At 39.5% G+C, this 15,657-nt stretch carries 18 protein-coding genes; 14 read left to right on the top strand and 4 right to left on the bottom strand.

The genetic code is table 11. The features are described from left to right. Window positions 1-47: 47 nt before the first annotated feature. Window positions 48-923, bottom strand: coding sequence for a universal stress protein (locus ABI367_RS03670; RefSeq protein ID WP_462227700.1), 876 nt, complete (start codon window positions 921-923; stop codon window positions 48-50). Between the two features lie 140 nt (window positions 924-1,063). Between ABI367_RS03670 and ABI367_RS03665 the strand changes: the two genes are divergently transcribed. The 13 genes from ABI367_RS03665 to ABI367_RS03605 all read left to right on the top strand — a co-directional run bounded on the left by ABI367_RS03665 (window position 1,064) and on the right by ABI367_RS03605 (window position 11,641). Then, window positions 1,064-1,309, top strand: a complete 246-nt coding sequence (locus ABI367_RS03665) for a hypothetical protein (RefSeq protein ID WP_462227699.1) — start codon at window positions 1,064-1,066, stop codon at window positions 1,307-1,309. Between the two features lie 127 nt (window positions 1,310-1,436). Further along, window positions 1,437-2,189, top strand: coding sequence for a hypothetical protein (locus ABI367_RS03660; protein ID WP_462227698.1), 753 nt, complete (start codon window positions 1,437-1,439; stop codon window positions 2,187-2,189). A 184-nt stretch (window positions 2,190-2,373) separates the two neighbouring features. Then, complete coding sequence (locus ABI367_RS03655; protein WP_462227697.1) at window positions 2,374-3,051, top strand: response regulator transcription factor; 678 nt, start codon at window positions 2,374-2,376, stop codon at window positions 3,049-3,051. Continuing rightward, window positions 3,048-4,298, top strand: coding sequence for a sensor histidine kinase (locus ABI367_RS03650; protein WP_462227696.1), 1,251 nt, complete (start codon window positions 3,048-3,050; stop codon window positions 4,296-4,298). The genes ABI367_RS03655 and ABI367_RS03650 overlap by 4 nt, the downstream gene beginning before the upstream one ends. 275 nt (window positions 4,299-4,573) lie before the next feature. After that, window positions 4,574-4,999, top strand: coding sequence for a QcrA and Rieske domain-containing protein (locus tag ABI367_RS03645; protein WP_462227695.1), 426 nt, complete (start codon window positions 4,574-4,576; stop codon window positions 4,997-4,999). A gap of 10 nt (window positions 5,000-5,009) precedes the next feature. After that, window positions 5,010-5,444: a thioredoxin family protein gene (locus ABI367_RS03640; RefSeq protein WP_462227694.1), complete on the top strand. Its 435-nt coding sequence runs from the start codon at window positions 5,010-5,012 to the stop codon at window positions 5,442-5,444. A gap of 4 nt (window positions 5,445-5,448) precedes the next feature. Beyond that, on the top strand, window positions 5,449-5,676 hold the full coding sequence (locus ABI367_RS03635; RefSeq protein WP_462227693.1) for a DUF4266 domain-containing protein: 228 nt from the start codon (window positions 5,449-5,451) through the stop codon (window positions 5,674-5,676). Window positions 5,677-5,685: 9 nt separating this feature from the next. Then, window positions 5,686-6,948, top strand: a complete 1,263-nt coding sequence (locus tag ABI367_RS03630) for a DUF3570 domain-containing protein (protein WP_462227692.1) — start codon at window positions 5,686-5,688, stop codon at window positions 6,946-6,948. Between the two features lie 17 nt (window positions 6,949-6,965). Beyond that, the gene (locus tag ABI367_RS03625; protein WP_462227691.1) at window positions 6,966-7,412 is read left to right on the top strand and encodes a protein-disulfide reductase DsbD domain-containing protein; all 447 of its coding nucleotides are present in this window, start codon (window positions 6,966-6,968) and stop codon (window positions 7,410-7,412) included. A gap of 9 nt (window positions 7,413-7,421) precedes the next feature. Next, window positions 7,422-9,125, top strand: a complete 1,704-nt coding sequence (locus tag ABI367_RS03620; protein ID WP_462227690.1) for a protein-disulfide reductase DsbD family protein — start codon at window positions 7,422-7,424, stop codon at window positions 9,123-9,125. A 17-nt stretch (window positions 9,126-9,142) separates the two neighbouring features. Next, complete coding sequence (locus ABI367_RS03615; protein ID WP_462227689.1) at window positions 9,143-10,075, top strand: FAD:protein FMN transferase; 933 nt, start codon at window positions 9,143-9,145, stop codon at window positions 10,073-10,075. A gap of 13 nt (window positions 10,076-10,088) precedes the next feature. Further along, window positions 10,089-10,310: a DUF4266 domain-containing protein gene (locus tag ABI367_RS03610; RefSeq protein ID WP_462227687.1), complete on the top strand. Its 222-nt coding sequence runs from the start codon at window positions 10,089-10,091 to the stop codon at window positions 10,308-10,310. A 20-nt stretch (window positions 10,311-10,330) separates the two neighbouring features. Continuing rightward, window positions 10,331-11,641 (top strand): DUF3570 domain-containing protein, encoded by a 1,311-nt coding sequence (locus ABI367_RS03605; protein ID WP_462227686.1) that lies wholly within the window; start codon window positions 10,331-10,333, stop codon window positions 11,639-11,641. Between the two features lie 419 nt (window positions 11,642-12,060). On the opposite strand, the gene ABI367_RS03600 is transcribed toward ABI367_RS03605, so the two are convergent. Both ABI367_RS03600 and ABI367_RS03595 read right to left on the bottom strand, forming a co-directional pair. Beyond that, window positions 12,061-13,044 (bottom strand): 5'-nucleotidase, encoded by a 984-nt coding sequence (locus ABI367_RS03600; protein WP_462227685.1) that lies wholly within the window; start codon window positions 13,042-13,044, stop codon window positions 12,061-12,063. A 7-nt stretch (window positions 13,045-13,051) separates the two neighbouring features. Next, complete coding sequence (locus ABI367_RS03595; protein ID WP_462227684.1) at window positions 13,052-13,645, bottom strand: master DNA invertase Mpi family serine-type recombinase; 594 nt, start codon at window positions 13,643-13,645, stop codon at window positions 13,052-13,054. A gap of 156 nt (window positions 13,646-13,801) precedes the next feature. On the opposite strand from ABI367_RS03595, the gene ABI367_RS03590 reads away from it, so the two are divergent. Continuing rightward, window positions 13,802-14,656, top strand: coding sequence for a TaqI-like C-terminal specificity domain-containing protein (locus ABI367_RS03590; protein WP_462227683.1), 855 nt, complete (start codon window positions 13,802-13,804; stop codon window positions 14,654-14,656). Here the strand turns inward: ABI367_RS03590 and ABI367_RS03585 are convergent. Continuing rightward, window positions 14,596-15,657, bottom strand: a 1,062-nt coding sequence (locus ABI367_RS03585) for a TaqI-like C-terminal specificity domain-containing protein (protein ID WP_462227682.1), incomplete at its 5' end; no start/stop codon positions are given. The two genes, ABI367_RS03590 and ABI367_RS03585, sit on opposite strands and share 61 nt — an antisense overlap.

The following is a 15,657-nucleotide window of genomic DNA, read 5'->3' as shown; positions in this document are numbered from 1 at the left end:
AGGGCCGCTTAAAACGGCCCTTTACTTTTACATTAGGTTATATAAAACTATTCGTCAATTGAATACATTACGTTTGATGGTATAACCAGCAACGGTATTTGAATGTGGCGCGCCATTTTTTGCGTATGGCTGCCGCTTATCAGGCTTGATAAAAAATTTTTGGGGCGGTGTAACATGGCAAGCATATCTATCTGCCCAAATTCGCATAACCAGTCAAGACCATATTCGGTATTTGCCTTCTCCACTATGCGATAATAAATGCCCGGATAATTGGCTTTATTTGATATTTCAATTAAAAATTCATCCAGCCATTTTTTTAATGACGGTGATGGTTTCTTTTTGTCCTGAATATGTATAACCAATATCTCCGAGTTTAACAGCTTGGCCAGTGGTATTAAAGCATATATAGCCGCCAGGTCTTCTTTTTTATTGGTAAAATCAGTAGCATAGCCTATTTTTTTAACAGGCTTTTGCTTTGCTGTATGCGGAACCAATAATAATGGTTTGGTAGCACTGTCAATCATAAAACGGGCATGGTTCCCTAATAAAAAAGTGCTTAAACCGCTGCTGCCATGTGTGCCCATAACAACCATGTCAATATGATTGCCGTTAACAATATCATTAACCCTATCGGCAACTAACCCTTCCTCATTAATTAAATGAATAATAGGTTCAAATCCTTCTTTATCTTTTTGTTTTAAGTGATTTTTTAATTTTTTTAACTCATCCGTACTCCCTTCCATTAAGTTGTCAGGGTTATCCATTGGCCATACCAGCATAGCACTGTGTGGGGTTTCGGCAGGTATGGTAACGATATTGCACAACAGCACATTTGCTTGAATCTGTTTTGCCAAATGGTAGCCATACTCGGCAGCGTGTCTGGCATTACTCGAAAAATCGGTTAAAAGGAGGAACTTTTTCATGGTTCTAACTGTTATTTACAATAGCAAAGTTGCGGTATTGTAGCCTTGTAAATAATGATCTTCATCATATCAGAAAATGATTATATGCTGTAATTGATTGATATCGTGTGCTTAAATTTATATTACTAATTCAGATGATCATGAAATTCCTGCGCTTTAATTTTTGTCACCCGGTAAAAGTGCACGCCACTATAATTAGGCTTTTAACTGCTAATGCCCAACGTCATAGTATTGTATTTGATAGCAAAGGCAGTAACTTAATTGAAATACCACTTGCAGGCTATGGTGCCGGTAAATGGAGAATTATACTTGATTGGGAATATGACGATCAAACCTTTACGCACCAAAAGGAATTTGAGATAAAAGAACAGGATAACGAAGTTTAATGCGGCACAAGAATATTTGACACCCAGAATTGTTTGCTCAGTGTAAAATAGAGCTATTTTGAATGAGATAGTGATGGATAAGATAAAACAAAACCACTTCTTTTGTATTGTATATTAAAACTTAACTATGAATAATCTGAGAAAAATATTCTTGTTATCAGCGGGTATTGTGGCAACCATGGCAACAGCCAACGCGCAAAGCATGATGGATAAAGAAATATCAGGTACTATGCAACTTCAGGGCATGTACCGCCAGGGAAATTTGGGCCAGCTTAATGGTATACTGAACGCCAATGGCATACCATCATTGCCCGATAATAATTATTGGCTTAACCTGTCTATGAACCATATCCACAAACAGTTTGTAATGGAAGATGGTATAGGGGCCAGTTTTACATCTTCTTCGGCACCCAACACCACTAATGGTATCAATGCCAAGTACAACCAGTTCCAGATATATGGAAGGTTAGGGTATAACATATCTACAGATCAAAACCTGCGTGTGTTTCCGTTTTTGGGTATAAATTTATCGCAGGCGATGTTACGGATTCGCGATGATAAGCGCACTCAGAGCACCTCTGATTTTTCGTCCGAACTGCTTAATTCAACGTCCAGTAAAACGCTTTGGAACCCCCGCTTCGGGTTGGAGTTTGGTGGTGGTCTTGATTACCTAATAGGCGTAAAAGATAAAAAGGTTGAAAATTTCACTATCCATCGTTACATACCCATTGGCGTAAGGGTTGGCTATTATTTGCAAACCACTTCAAGTAACTGGAAGATAGATGATAATTATAACCTCAATAACGGGCCGAGTAATAAACAAAGTGCCGTATTTATAAACGTTAACATTGGTTTAGGTTATAAAGTTCAACGTCCTTAAGCGTCGGGCGTTCTAATACATAAATTACTTTAATAAAAACCTCTTAGCTATACTAAGAGGTTTTTTTGTATTTGCCGGCGTGGTTGATTATACTTCTCCATGGTTTACGCAGCAGGTTAACAATCAATCTCAACGGCTTCAACATTTCTTCAATATCATATAGTAGATTTGATAAAAAAAAGTTTTGAAGATACTGGTAGTTGAAGATGAGCGCGGGCTCCGCGAAAATATTACCACTTACTTTAGCGAGGAAGGTAATATATGTGAAAGCTGTTGTGACCTTGCAACCGCTATAGCTAAACTTAGCATTTATCATTATGATTGTATCCTGTTAGACATTGGTTTGCCCGACGGGGATGGGTTTGCTGTGTTAGAATACTTAAAACTGAATAGGAGAGACGAAGTGGTCATTATCATTTCAGCAAGAAACTCTTTGGATGATAAAATAAGAGGCCTTAATATTGGTGCCGATGATTACCTGACCAAACCATTCCATTTAGCCGAGTTAAAGGCAAGGGTTATTGCGGTATACCGCCGAAAAGCAGCAAACGGCAAGAATCTTTTGGTATTTAATGAGATTATTATAGACCTTCATGGACGAACCGTAACTGTTAATGATACACCCATTGTATTAACCCGTAAAGAATATGACATGTTGCTTTACTTTATTGCCAACAAAGGCAAAGTGATTGCCAAAAATGCTTTGGCCGAACATTTATGGGGAGATGAGATAGATATGCATAATAACTTTGATTTCATTTATACACATATTAAAAACCTCCGTAAAAAAATAATTGATGCGGGGGGGAAAGACTACCTCGAATCGGTTTATGGTATAGGCTATAAATTTAAAGCGATATGAAACTCGCTGCTCAATATAACCGCACAAATATTTTTATTACCATCGGCGTATTGATTGTAGGTGCTGCTATCTATTTCTTTGCCATCAATTATATAGCAAGATCACAATTAGATGATGATCTGTCAGAAGAGATTGAAGAGGTGCAAGATTATGTTGTGCTAAATCATCAATTGCCTAAACAGGTTGATTTTGATGAAGATCAAACGGTATTTATAAAAACAGATTTAAAAAAACTTGACAGGGTTTATTTTGATACTACTTATACCAACCAAAAAGAAAATAAAGCTGAGCCGGGAAGGGCAGTTGCTGCACTGGTTAGTTTACATGGCGTAAATTATAAAGCCGTGATCATCGTTTCCAGAGAAAGTACCGAATACATCATACAATTTATAGCATTAATAACGCTCGGATTAATGGTGGGTGTGTTAATTGTTCTTTTTTTAGCTAATAGGTATTTTTTGAATGATCTGTGGAAACCCTTTTATTACCTGCTGCATCAGATCAAGAGTTTCAGTATTTCTGATGATGGGGGTTTTAAATTAAGCGATAATAAGATAGATGAGTTTGCCGAATTAAGTTTGGCTATTGAGAGCATGGCTTCGCGGGTGCGTAGCGACTACCAAAATTTAAAACATATAACAGACAATGCCTCGCATGAAATGCTCACGCCGCTTGCAGTAATTACCTCTAAATTAGACACCCTGATACAATATCAAACCTTACCGCCCGAGCTATATGAACAGATAAATGACATATATGCGGCTACCAGTAAATTATCGCGACTTAATCAAACCTTGTTATTATTGACAAAAATTGAGAACCAATTAATTGATGATAATGAGCAGGTTGATCTTTGCAGTCTGGTCAGGGAAAAAACAAGGCAGTTTCAGGAACTTATATCGGCAAAGCATATACAATGTGCAGAAAACCTGCAAGAAAAAAATATATTAGCCAGTAAATATTTAATTGATATTATGCTTAATAATTTAATGAGCAACGCTATAAGACATAATATTGATGATGGGCATATCATAATATCATTAAATGAAACTGGGTTAACTTTTAAAAACACCGGGTTGAACAAGCCGCTTGACTATGACGATATATTTGAACGGTTTAAAAAAGGAAAAAGGTCTGACGGTGTTGGCCTGGGTTTGGCTTTGGTAAGCAATATTTGCCAACTATACCAGTGGAAAATAACCTACAGCTATAAAGACCAATATCACATCTTTCAAATCAATTTTTAAACCATTCGGGTTCTTAAAACGGTACCCAATTTTTGTGGTTGTATGCCGCCACTAAAATAGCAGCACCAATCAAGTGGCTTTTTTTAATTTAATTTTTTAAGCAGACCGGGTTTAGCAGTAAAAGCAAATCTGAAAAAAAGTGGCCTGCAAATTGCACTACTTCCTGCGGGTGTTCTTTTTTTTGTTAAAAATTGTTAAATGGGCTTATTTTCATAGTAACTACAGAATGTTACAGTAAAATTGCTGTTACAACATCGTTTTAAAAATTACAGGGTATGGATAGGAAAGAATTTTTAGCAGCAATAGGCATGAGTGCCGCCACATTAGCCGTAATCAGTTGTGTGGGATGTTCCAAAAGTGGGTCGTCTCCAAGTGGTTCAACAGCCGGCCCCACAGGAGTTAATTTTACGCTCGATCTAACTTTGGCCAGCAACGCAGCCTTGTTAAACAACGGCGGTTACATGGCCTTAAATGGGGTTTTGGTTGCCCGAACAATGGCCGGGGCATATATAGCGGTTCAGCAATCGTGCACACATGAAAATTACCCATTAACCTACCAGGGTAATTCACACCAATTTTTTTGCAACAATCATGGCTCGGCATTTACCGAAGCCGGTGCGGTAATTAATTCGCCGGCCAATCGTAGCCTAAGCGTTTACAATACGACATTAACGGGCACGTCTTTAAGAATTTACTCCTAAAAATTATAAAATGAAACTACTTATTATTTCCCTTTTTTTAGGCCTGATAACCAATGTTACCTGGATGGGCGACTTTAATCAGGCAACCGCAGAAGCTACAAAAACTCATAAATTGATCCTGATCAACTTTTCAGGATCAGATTGGTGCGGCCCATGTATCAGAGAGCGCAAAGAGATATTAGAAAAAGAAGCATTTGAAAAATACGCGTCTGACCACCTGGTGCTTGTTCGCGCCGATTTTCCAAGACAGAAAAAAAACCAGTTATCTAAAGAGCAAACTAAGCTTAACGAAGCACTGGCCGATAAATATAACCCGGATGGTAAGTTTCCTTATACGCTTTTAGTAAACGAGCATGGCAAAATATTAAAACAATGGGATGGGTTTCCTGATGTATCTCCGGAAGAATTTGTTGAACAAATTGCAGAATTTATCCCTACTAAATAACAACATGAAAAATACGCTCCTATTACAACTTATAATGCTTGGCATAACAGCCTCTGGTATACTTACTTCATGTACCAGCGTTAAGGCCTATCAAAAAAACAGGCTAAACGATACGGAAATGGAATTAACTGCACGTAAGTCGCAAAAATTTGAGCAGAGTTTTCAACTATATCGCGAAGGCGGCTCGGGTGCTAATGGTGGTAAAAGCGGCGGTGGTTGCGGTTGTAATTAAAAGCGAACAATGAGAAAAATATATTTATGTGTAGCGGCCATGTATCTGGGTATAGCTGCGTCATTTGCACAAACTACCAAACCGGCCGTTAAAGACAGCGCCTATCAGGCCCGTAAGCTAAAGGTAGACGAGGTTAACTTGGTATCGGCCTATTACCATCAGGATGGCAATAACTCTGCCGTAACCGGGGGCATCGGGACCGAAAATTTAACTGATTTTGCCAACACACTTGATCTTCAGCTCTCCAAATATGGCATTAACGGCCACAAGCACACCTTTTTGTTTGAACTGGGTGTAGATCATTACACATCAGCTTCTTCAGACAAGATCGACCCTTATAGCGTGTCTTCGGCATCAAGGCAGGATACCCGTGTTTACCCTTCTTTAAACTGGACCGTATCTAACGATAAAACAGGTAACGCCTTTGGTATAACCGGCTCATACTCGCACGAGTATGATTATCAGTCGTTTGGTGGTGGTATTAATTTAACCCGCGTTTCGGCAAATAAAAACACCCAGTTTGATTTTAAGGCGACGGCGTTTTTAGATACCTGGAAAGTGATTCTTCCTGTCGAACTTCGACCGGCGGGGTACGGGTCGGGGTCTAACCGGGATGAGAGAGGCGGCGGCACGGTAGACAACAAGCCGCGAAATTCATTTAGTACATCCTTTTCACTATCACAGGTCATAACCCAACGCCTGCAAATGGCATTAATTGTTGAACCATCATACCAAAAAGGATTGCTGGCTACCGAGTATCAGCGGGTTTATTTTAATAGTAATTTTGCCACAGGTGTGGGGCCAACCAACAGCATTTTTAATGAACGGATAGAAAGCCTGCCGGGTAGCCGCTATAAATTACCTATTGCTGTAAGGCTGAATTATTTTCTGGATGATCATTTTATTATCCGTGCCTTTTATCGTCATTATAATGATAACTGGGGCATTAGTGCCAATACGGCCGAGTTGGAGATACCTATCAAGCTGACCTCGTTTGTATCGGTAAGCCCTTATTACCGCTATAATAACCAAAAAGGCACCAAGTATTTTGCGCCTTACGGTCAGCACAGCCCAACCGAAATTTATTATACCAGCGATTACGACCTTTCTACCCTCACCAGCAATTTTGTGGGTGCCAATATCAGGCTGTCGCCGCCAAACGGTGTGTTTGGTATTCAGCAATTTAATTCGCTGGAGATCAGGGCGGGCCATTATATGCGGTCAACCGGTTTAAAATCAAATATTGTAACCCTGGCCATGAAGTTTAAATAACCATTAAATACCCTTAAATGAAAAAGATAGCGCTGATCATAATCGGATCAATAATGCAGTTGTGTGCTTTTGCCCAGATCGAAGCACCCGTTAAATGGAGTTATGCTGCAAAGAAAACTGGTCCTGCCGAAGCAGTTGTATTTATTAAAGCCACTATAGAGCCGGGATGGCATATTTACTCGTTAAATACCAAAGATGGTGGGCCAATTAAAACAAGCTTTATTTTCAATAAGTCAACTACTTATAGTACAGTAGGAAAGCCTATGGAACCCAAACCTACCGTGCATTATGAAAAATCATTCGGCATGAACGTAAGTTATTTTGAAAAGGAAGTGGTTTTTCAGCAAAAAATCAAATTAAAAAAAGCCGCCACCACAGTAAAGGGGACTTTAGAATTTATGACCTGTAACGATCATAAATGCCTACCTCCTGCTGATATAGCTTTTAATATCCCGGTAAAATAACAGCTGAATATGAACTTATCCAATTACAGGTCTCGCTTTTTTTTGCTCCCTGTGCTGATGTTTGTTTTTTTGACCTGCATCAGCGGCAATTTACTGGCGCGGCAAACCGTAAACCAGGATACGGTAACGTCCGCCGGTGTTGAGTTTACGCCCATCCCCACGGCAGCAGATAGTATAGCGGCCTTAAAAAAAGATCATCCTCATACGGCTGCTAAAATAGCTGCTGCCACCATGGCCGGTCAGCCAGCGCACAAAACCTTATGGCAAATTTTTATAGCCGGATTTTTGGGCGGCTTTGCCGCGCTGCTAATGCCTTGCATCTTTCCGATGCTGCCCCTTACGGTAAGCTTTTTTACCAAAAAAGGGGGCACAAAAGCTAAATCAGTTGGACAAGCTTCCTTATACGGCCTGTCTATTATAGTTATTTACGTATTGTTAGGATTGGTGATTACCCTGGCTTTTGGGTCAGACGCGTTAAATGCCTTATCCACAAATGGCATTTTTAATTTCTTTTTCTTTTTATTGCTCATTGTATTTGGCATATCATTTCTGGGTGCTTTTGAGATTACACTGCCAAGTTCGCTGGCTAATAAACTGGATGCTAATTCTGACAAGGGCGGGTTAATGGGCCTGTTCTTTATGGCCGCCACGCTGGTGGTAGTTTCATTTAGCTGTACCGGCCCAATAATAGGTACGTTGTTGGTAGAAGCAGCATCAAAAGGCGAACGGCTTGGCCCGGCCATTGGTATGTTTGGGTTTTCGCTGGCGCTGGCTATCCCATTTACATTATTCGCGTTATTCCCATCGGCATTAAAATCATTGCCTAAATCAGGCGGTTGGCTCAACAGTGTTAAAGTGGTGCTGGGTTTATTGGAGCTTGCCTTCGCTTTAAAATTTTTATCTAATGTTGATCTGGCCTACCACTGGAACTGGTTTGACCGCGAGATATTTCTGGCATTGTGGATAGTCATTTTCGCTATCATGGGCTTTTACCTGATGGGGAAGATAAAGTTTTCGCACGATAGCGATGTGCCTTATGTATCAGTGCCCCGCACGTTTATGGCCATTATTGTGTTTGCCTTTGTAGTATATATGCTGCCCGGTATGTGGGGAGCCCCTTTAAGGTCAATCAGCGCGTTCCTGCCGCCATCCTCTACCCAGGATTTTGATTTGTATACCTCATCCCAATTAAATGCCGCGAGCGGTAACCCTGCGCTGTCTGTACAAGCGTTTAAAGGTGTAAAAAAATATGAAGATAATTTTAAAAGGGCACCCAGCAGCAAATTAGGGCTGGAGGCTTTTTACGACTACGATCAGGCTCTGCAGGCATCAAAAGCCGAAGGGAAGCCCGTGCTGATTGATTTTACCGGCTGGAACTGTGTGAATTGCCGAAAAATGGAAAGCACCGTTTGGACCAGGCCCGAAGTTTTGAACCGCTTACGCACCAAATTTATTATGGCCGAGCTGTATGTAGATGATAAAACCGCGTTGGAAACTAAGGAGCAATTTACCTCGACCTATAGCGGAAAAATAATCACAACACTTGGAGGTAAATGGAGCGATTTCCAGGCCGCGCAGTTTAATACCAATTCGCAGCCATTTTATGTAATTGTAAATAGTAATGGCGATGTTTTAGTGCCACCACAAGGCGCTGATTACGATCCGGAAAATTATATTAAGTTTTTAGACAGCGGTATCGCTAAATTTAAATAGTAAACCAACACGTAGCCATGGCAGATCTTCAGGTATTTAAAACCAGCTGTAAGTTAATGGGCAACCGTTTTGAATTGAGTGCCGTTGCTGAGGATGAAAAATGGGCCAATGAAAAAATTGAAGCAGGCATAGAGGAGATACGGCGCATTGAAAAGTTATTGACCACTTTTAGCGACGACAGCGAAACCAACCTGGTTAATCAAAATGCGGGTATTATGCCGGTACAGGTAAGCAGGGAAACCTTTGACCTTATTGAACGCTCATTGCGCATATCAAAAGTAACGCAGGGTGCTTTTGATATTACCTACGGATCTGTAGATAAAAAGCTTTGGAACTTTGATCAGAGCATGACCTCGTTGCCGGATAAGGCTACGGCCAAGCAAATGGTGAGGCTAATAAATTACCGAAACGTAGTATTGGACGATGATAATTGCACCGTGTTTTTACGCGAGAAAGGAATGCGCATTGGTTTTGGTGGGATAGGCAAAGGTTATGCCGCCGAGCGCGCCAAGCAAGTAATGAAACAGGCGGGCGTTACTAGTGGGGTAGTTAATGCATCAGGCGACTTAAATGCCTGGGGGGTACAGCCCAACGGCAAAAAATGGACGATAGGCATTGCCAATCCCGATTCGACGCATGAGATATTTTCCTATATGGATATTACCGACCTGGCTGTAGCCACGTCTGGCAATTATGAAAAATTTATTATGGTGGACGGGAAGAAATATTCGCATACTATAAACCCCCTTACCGGCTTGCCGGTTACCGGTATTAAAAGCGTCACCATCATCACTACCAACGCAGAGATTGCCGACGCTATGGCAACACCGGTGATGATTATGGGTATCCGGACAGGGTTAGATATGATCAATCAAATGAAGCATATTGAGGCCATTATTATTGATGACAATAACAGGTTGTATACTTCAAAAAATATAAACGTTAAATAAAACCCCTAATAAAATGACAACTAAAATTGCAAAACTATCGTGCTGCCTGCTGGCCCTGGTTAGTTTATGTTCATGTGTTCATTTACGCGAGTATCAGAAAAACAGGCTCAATGATTCTGAAATGGCACTGTCTAACCGAAAGGTGGAGAAAAATGAATTGAATTTTCAATCTTATCGCGAAAGCGCTTCGGGCGCCAATGCTGGCAAAACCGGTGGTGGTTGTGGCTGTAACTAATTAAATCAGCATTATTTTTTATGAAAAAGAAATATTTAACCATTATTGGGTTTGTGCTGATATGTCGCTTAAATTCACAAGCTCAAGTTAAAACGGATACCACTTTTAAAAGCGCGCCTACCAGTATATTTCAGGACCTGGATACGGATACCGATAGCTATTATCCATCAACTCTAAAGGTGGATGAGATAAACCTGGTATCCAGTTACTATAATCAAAACGGTGACCACTCGGCAGTTACCGGAGGCATCGGCACCGAAAAAGTTACCGACTTTTCTAACGGGCTTGACCTTAAACTGTCATGGTATGGCCAGCCTAAGCATAAAAACACACTTTCATTTGGTTTAGGGGTCGATCATCATACCTCAGCTTCAGCTGCCTACGTTTCAACAAGCGGCGCTTCTAAAACCGGGGGTTCACGTATTTATCCATCTGTTGACTGGACTATTGAAAATGAGGCTAAGGGTAGCAGCTTTGGTTTGGGTACCTACTACTCGGGCGAGTATAATTATAAATCATTTGGTGCCGATTTGCATTTTTCGCAAAAAACGAATGACAAGAACGGCGAATTTGGTATGAAATTACAGGCCTATCTTGACCATGTAACTTTAATTTACCCGTCCGAGCTTATACCAAAATCCACCGTGGTTACATCCTCGGGCCCTACCTATATTACAACAGCCAGCGGGAACAGGGTGCTTAGCGGTGACGAAAGTTCGGCACCAAGTATTCCAACCAGTCCGCGAAGTACTTTTACGGCTTCAATGTCATACCTGCAAATGATCAACTCCAGGTTACAGGTAATGTTTTTGGCCGACGTTGTTGGGCAAATCGGTTATTTAAGCTTGCCGTTTCACCGGGTGTACTTTACCAATGGTAACGACGCGGTAGAGAAGCTGCCCTCATCAAGGTTTAAACTGCCAATGGGATTTAGGGCCAATTATTTCCTTGGCGACAATATTATTCTACGATCCTATTACCGGTATTATTTTGACAACTGGGGTAGCCGGGCAAACACGGCCAACCTGGAAATAGCCTATAAAATAACGCCATTCTTTTCGGTTTCGCCGTTTTACAGGTATTATGACCAATCCGCCGCAAAATATTTCGCGCCGTATGCACAGCATAATTCAGCTGATGCTTATTACACCAGTAATTACGAGTATGCCAAATTTACCAGTCAGTTTTTTGGTATAGGCTTCAGAATAGCGCCGCCCAAAGGCGTGCTCGGCTGGCAAGGCCTGCATGATCTGGAAATCAGGTATGGTCATTATTCGCAAACAACCAATCTTACGTCAGATGTGATTTCGCTGGCACTCGGATTTAAATAATCAGGATACTTTGCATAAAAAAACCTCTTAGCATTGCTAAGAGGTTTTTTTGTGGTATCAGCTGTACCAGAACCATGCTTATAACTGCTTGATTTACTGTTTATTATAAAGACACAAACCTATAGGTATCCTCGTAGGTATCCTGCTTTTTCAATGTAAATTTTGTAATAGTTTACCTGTATTACAAAGATAGTAATAATATGCCTTTCTATAAAAGTATAGCCTAAAATTTGGTAATCAAATCAAGTAATGAGCACACTACTCCATATTAACCACTTAAGCAACCAAAGCGCGAGCCGAGTAAATAGTCAAGGCCGGGCCTCCGTAAAAAAAACAAAAACTGCCCGCTCTGCATGGCCTTTACTTTTTATTCGGCGGGTGGTACCTTTGTGAGTGTGGTGAATATAGATGAATGTTTATTATTCTAACTTTTTTATCTCTCTTTTAATTAATAATTCGGGATCAACAATTTGTAATTGAGCTGTTTTAACATACAATGGAGATGTTGTTTTATAAGGAACTTTAGCAGACGGAACCACGGCCCTGGCGGAAACTAAATGAGTTTCCTGATCATCAAAGAAAATATGCGCCTTAAATGCTTTTAATACTTTATCCTTTGACAAACCGCCTAGAAAAAATGCCTCGTCCACATATACATCCCATTCCCGTAATGTATTTAGTACCCTCATGTGTGACGGGCTATTTCGAGCAGTAACAATAGCTATGCGAAGAGGAGACAATTCAACCCCTGTCTCCATCTTTCTTTGAATTTTTGAAAGTGTCTTCAATAATTTGGCATATGGCCCTTCGTTTAATGGCACAATGGAATTTGCACTTTCATTATTGTGAAAAGCTTCAATACCTTGCGCTTTATATATTTGCTCTGAATCGTCTGAAAATATCACAGCATCCGCATCAAAAGCAATCCTTACTGTAGATGTCTCTGGTTTAAACCCCGGTGGCGGTTCGTATATAAGTGCTGCCGCTGCAATACCGGAATCAATGATTTTTTGAACATCAGCTTCGTCTTTAGATAAAAACAAGTCTACGTCAAAAGCTTCTATATAATCATATAATGATTCTCCACCAGTAAAGGCTGACCTTGTAATATCTAACTCATAGTGCTTTAGTGAGTTTAAAACACGAATGCCCGTTTCAGGACTATTACGAGACATTACAATTACTTCAACTAATCGTTCTTTGGCAAGTTTATTCAAATTTAGTAAAGCATTAACCAAATAAAAACCTGTTCCTGGATTTAATATCTCCTTTTCTCTTTCCTTTTGATATTTCCTATACTCAATTACTCCTTGTTCTTGAAATAGTTTATTTTCTTCTTCCAGATCAAACAAAGCTCGTGAAGATATTCCTACTACAAGGGTTTCTGCGAATGATAAAGGCATATTGATTTTAGATTTTCTCTTTCACAAATGAAGATACAGTTAAGCGATGAACTCCCAAAATTCTACCTATAGCACTGTAAGATATTTTTTTATTCATTAATGATTTAATATCCTCTTCCTTGCCTGTAAGTTTACGCATTTGTGATTTGCTACCTTTTGGACGGCCAAGTATCTGCCCTTCTGCTTTCCTTCGCGCAAGCGCTTCTTTTGTTCGCTGGGATATTAAGTTACGCTCTATTTCAGCTGATAAGCCAAAAGCAAACGCCAATACTTTTGAATTGATATTATTACCAAGTTCATAGTTTTCCTTAACCGTGTATACCATAACATCCTTTTCCATACAATCATGTAAAATCTTCATGATCTGCATTAGGTTACGTCCCAAACGTGATAATTCTGAGACAACAAGCACATCCCCTTTTTGCATACGCTGTAACAATGCCCCGAACTTGCGGACATCTAATTTCTTTGTGGAACTTATTGTCTCGTCTATCCACTCGTTGATAAATATTTGCCGTTTGTCCGTAAAGTTTTGAATTTCAAATCGTTGATTTTCTGTTGTCTGTTTGTCCGTGCTGATGCGAATGTATCCGTAGTTCATGTTGATTAATTTATTACCTAATTTAATTTATATAAGACAAGTATAAATCAACCTTTCTGTGTATTTAACCACGACAGGTATATAATAAAAACAACGAGCGTTTATCTTAAACAGCACACAAGCACTGTCAATGGCTTTTCTAAGGAAAATGGGTGGGTGATTTTAAGTGAAATAGAAGCACGAATAAAGTCAAAAATTGAATCTATCGGTACCCCACTAAAAAATTGGGAAATACAAATTAACTACGGAATTAAAACCGGCTTCAATGAAGCCTTTATTATAGATCGAGCAAAGCGTGATGAACTACTAAAAAATTGTCCTGAAGCTGACGAAATTATACGTCCGATTTTGTCTGGCAAAGACATTAAGCGCTACCAAATTAATTGGGATAATAAATGGATCATATTTACGAGAAAAGGAATAGATATTGATCAATACCCTAGTATTAAAGAATACCTGATGTCATACTATGAAAAATTAAGGCCCCGCAACAATAATGAACCAACTGGAAGAAAACCAGGACCTTATAAATGGTTTGAAATTCAGGATAATGTAGCGTATTACAAAGATTTTGAAAAGCCAAAGATAGCTTGGGGTAATCTTGCACTTAATGGCCAGTTCTCATTGGTAGATGCTGGATACTATATAAATGCGCCATCATCATTTATAGCTACTGATGAAACTTATATAGTTGGAATATTGAATTCGAAGCTTGCCGATTTTTACATAAAACAGTTAGGTGTAACACGAAATGGAGGTTACTTTGAATATAAACCAATGTTTGTCGAACAACTACCTATACCGGCAATTTCAAAGGATATTCAGATTCAATTGACTTCATTAATCAAAAAAATATCAACTTTAACAAGCCTCAAAAAGCAAATTGAAGAGGAGATTGATGATGTTGTATTTTCTTTATATAATATTACACTGGAAGAGAAGCAATTAATCTATAAAGATGCATTGATTAATAAATCTATTTCCTCAGAAGAGAGTTTGAATATATCATAGATTTCATTATCAAGACTTTTGTAAAGCTTCAAGTCAAATGTTTCGTTTAACGAGTCTACTATACCAGTAATTTTGGATTCTATTTTCTTATCAGGAAATGGTACGCAAATTTGGTCGATGTACATTTTAATCCAACGTCTTGTTCCCGCGCCGGAAGTGGCAGCGATTTTATCAAAGTACCATTCGCAAAGTCTAGAATTTAAAAATGCCAGTAAATATTTCAAATGGTCACCAGTCATGAAAAAAATTGTATTATTCAGGTAAAAGGCACTTTTGTCAAGGGCAAAATTTGGATGATCCGTTAATTCGATCCAGACAATCTTCTCACTTTCAAAACTTTCTAAGTAAGCGCAGTTTCTAAGATTTGACCAATGTTGCCCCTTGTCTAGTCGCTTTGATAAAGCATCCTCATATTTTGATAGATGGTTATAGACCACCGGATAATCTTGCTTTACATCAATGGGCGAAATATTTTTCTCCCTGATACCATTGTGTGTGTTAATGATCCATTGATTAGCAAACTGAGCATTATATTTTTTTATATCCCTGCCACGAAGAATCGGACGTATAATTTCGTCATTTTTAGGCGAAGCCTCTATTAGCGCATCTCTTGTTTTCTGGTCGATAATAAAGGCATCGTTGTACCCCGTTAATATACCTCGGTAGATATTAATATCCCAATCTTTTAAAGGTGTTCCTGCCGCTTCAATCTTGTTTTTTATGGTGGCCTCTAATGGTGATAGTATAACCCACCCGCCATCTGATTTAAAGCCCCCTTGGGTGGTAACTGACTGTCTAATAAAATCGCTCATTTTTTCTAAACTACCCAAGCTTTTATCCAACAAGCATGTTTGTGTTTTTCCGGCGTACTCAGCCTTTTGTGAGATTAGCATATTGGTGTCCACAGTTGCCGATTCAAACACTTGGTAACCACCAAAGTCAACCAATAAAAGTGGGTTAGTTTCCTCCAAAAAGAATTTACGGGTGGCAATGCCATAATT

The sequence above is a fragment of the Mucilaginibacter sp. genome (assembly GCF_039935595.1).
In the GTDB taxonomy this organism is placed as follows: Bacteria; Bacteroidota; Bacteroidia; order Sphingobacteriales; family Sphingobacteriaceae; genus Mucilaginibacter.
The sequence above is the reverse complement of the archived record's forward strand: the minus strand, read 5'-3'. Positions and strand labels throughout refer to the sequence as shown.

Bases quoted from the DNA above. Each gene is read 5' to 3' on its own strand.
- ABI367_RS03670 (WP_462227700.1), bottom strand. From the start codon at position 923: ATGAAAAAGTTCCTCCTTTTAACCGATTTTTCGAGTAATGCCAGACAC.
- ABI367_RS03665 (WP_462227699.1), top strand. From the start codon at position 1,064: ATGAAATTCCTGCGCTTTAATTTTTGTCACCCGGTAAAAGTGCACGCC.
- ABI367_RS03660 (WP_462227698.1), top strand. From the start codon at position 1,437: ATGAATAATCTGAGAAAAATATTCTTGTTATCAGCGGGTATTGTGGCA.
- ABI367_RS03650 (WP_462227696.1), top strand. From the start codon at position 3,048: ATGAAACTCGCTGCTCAATATAACCGCACAAATATTTTTATTACCATC.
- ABI367_RS03645 (WP_462227695.1), top strand. From the start codon at position 4,574: ATGGATAGGAAAGAATTTTTAGCAGCAATAGGCATGAGTGCCGCCACA.
- ABI367_RS03640 (WP_462227694.1), top strand. From the start codon at position 5,010: ATGAAACTACTTATTATTTCCCTTTTTTTAGGCCTGATAACCAATGTT.
- ABI367_RS03635 (WP_462227693.1), top strand. From the start codon at position 5,449: ATGAAAAATACGCTCCTATTACAACTTATAATGCTTGGCATAACAGCC.
- ABI367_RS03630 (WP_462227692.1), top strand. From the start codon at position 5,686: ATGAGAAAAATATATTTATGTGTAGCGGCCATGTATCTGGGTATAGCT.
- ABI367_RS03625 (WP_462227691.1), top strand. From the start codon at position 6,966: ATGAAAAAGATAGCGCTGATCATAATCGGATCAATAATGCAGTTGTGT.
- ABI367_RS03620 (WP_462227690.1), top strand. From the start codon at position 7,422: ATGAACTTATCCAATTACAGGTCTCGCTTTTTTTTGCTCCCTGTGCTG.
- ABI367_RS03615 (WP_462227689.1), top strand. From the start codon at position 9,143: ATGGCAGATCTTCAGGTATTTAAAACCAGCTGTAAGTTAATGGGCAAC.
- ABI367_RS03610 (WP_462227687.1), top strand. From the start codon at position 10,089: ATGACAACTAAAATTGCAAAACTATCGTGCTGCCTGCTGGCCCTGGTT.
- ABI367_RS03605 (WP_462227686.1), top strand. From the start codon at position 10,331: ATGAAAAAGAAATATTTAACCATTATTGGGTTTGTGCTGATATGTCGC.
- ABI367_RS03600 (WP_462227685.1), bottom strand. From the start codon at position 13,044: ATGCCTTTATCATTCGCAGAAACCCTTGTAGTAGGAATATCTTCACGA.
- ABI367_RS03595 (WP_462227684.1), bottom strand. From the start codon at position 13,645: ATGAACTACGGATACATTCGCATCAGCACGGACAAACAGACAACAGAA.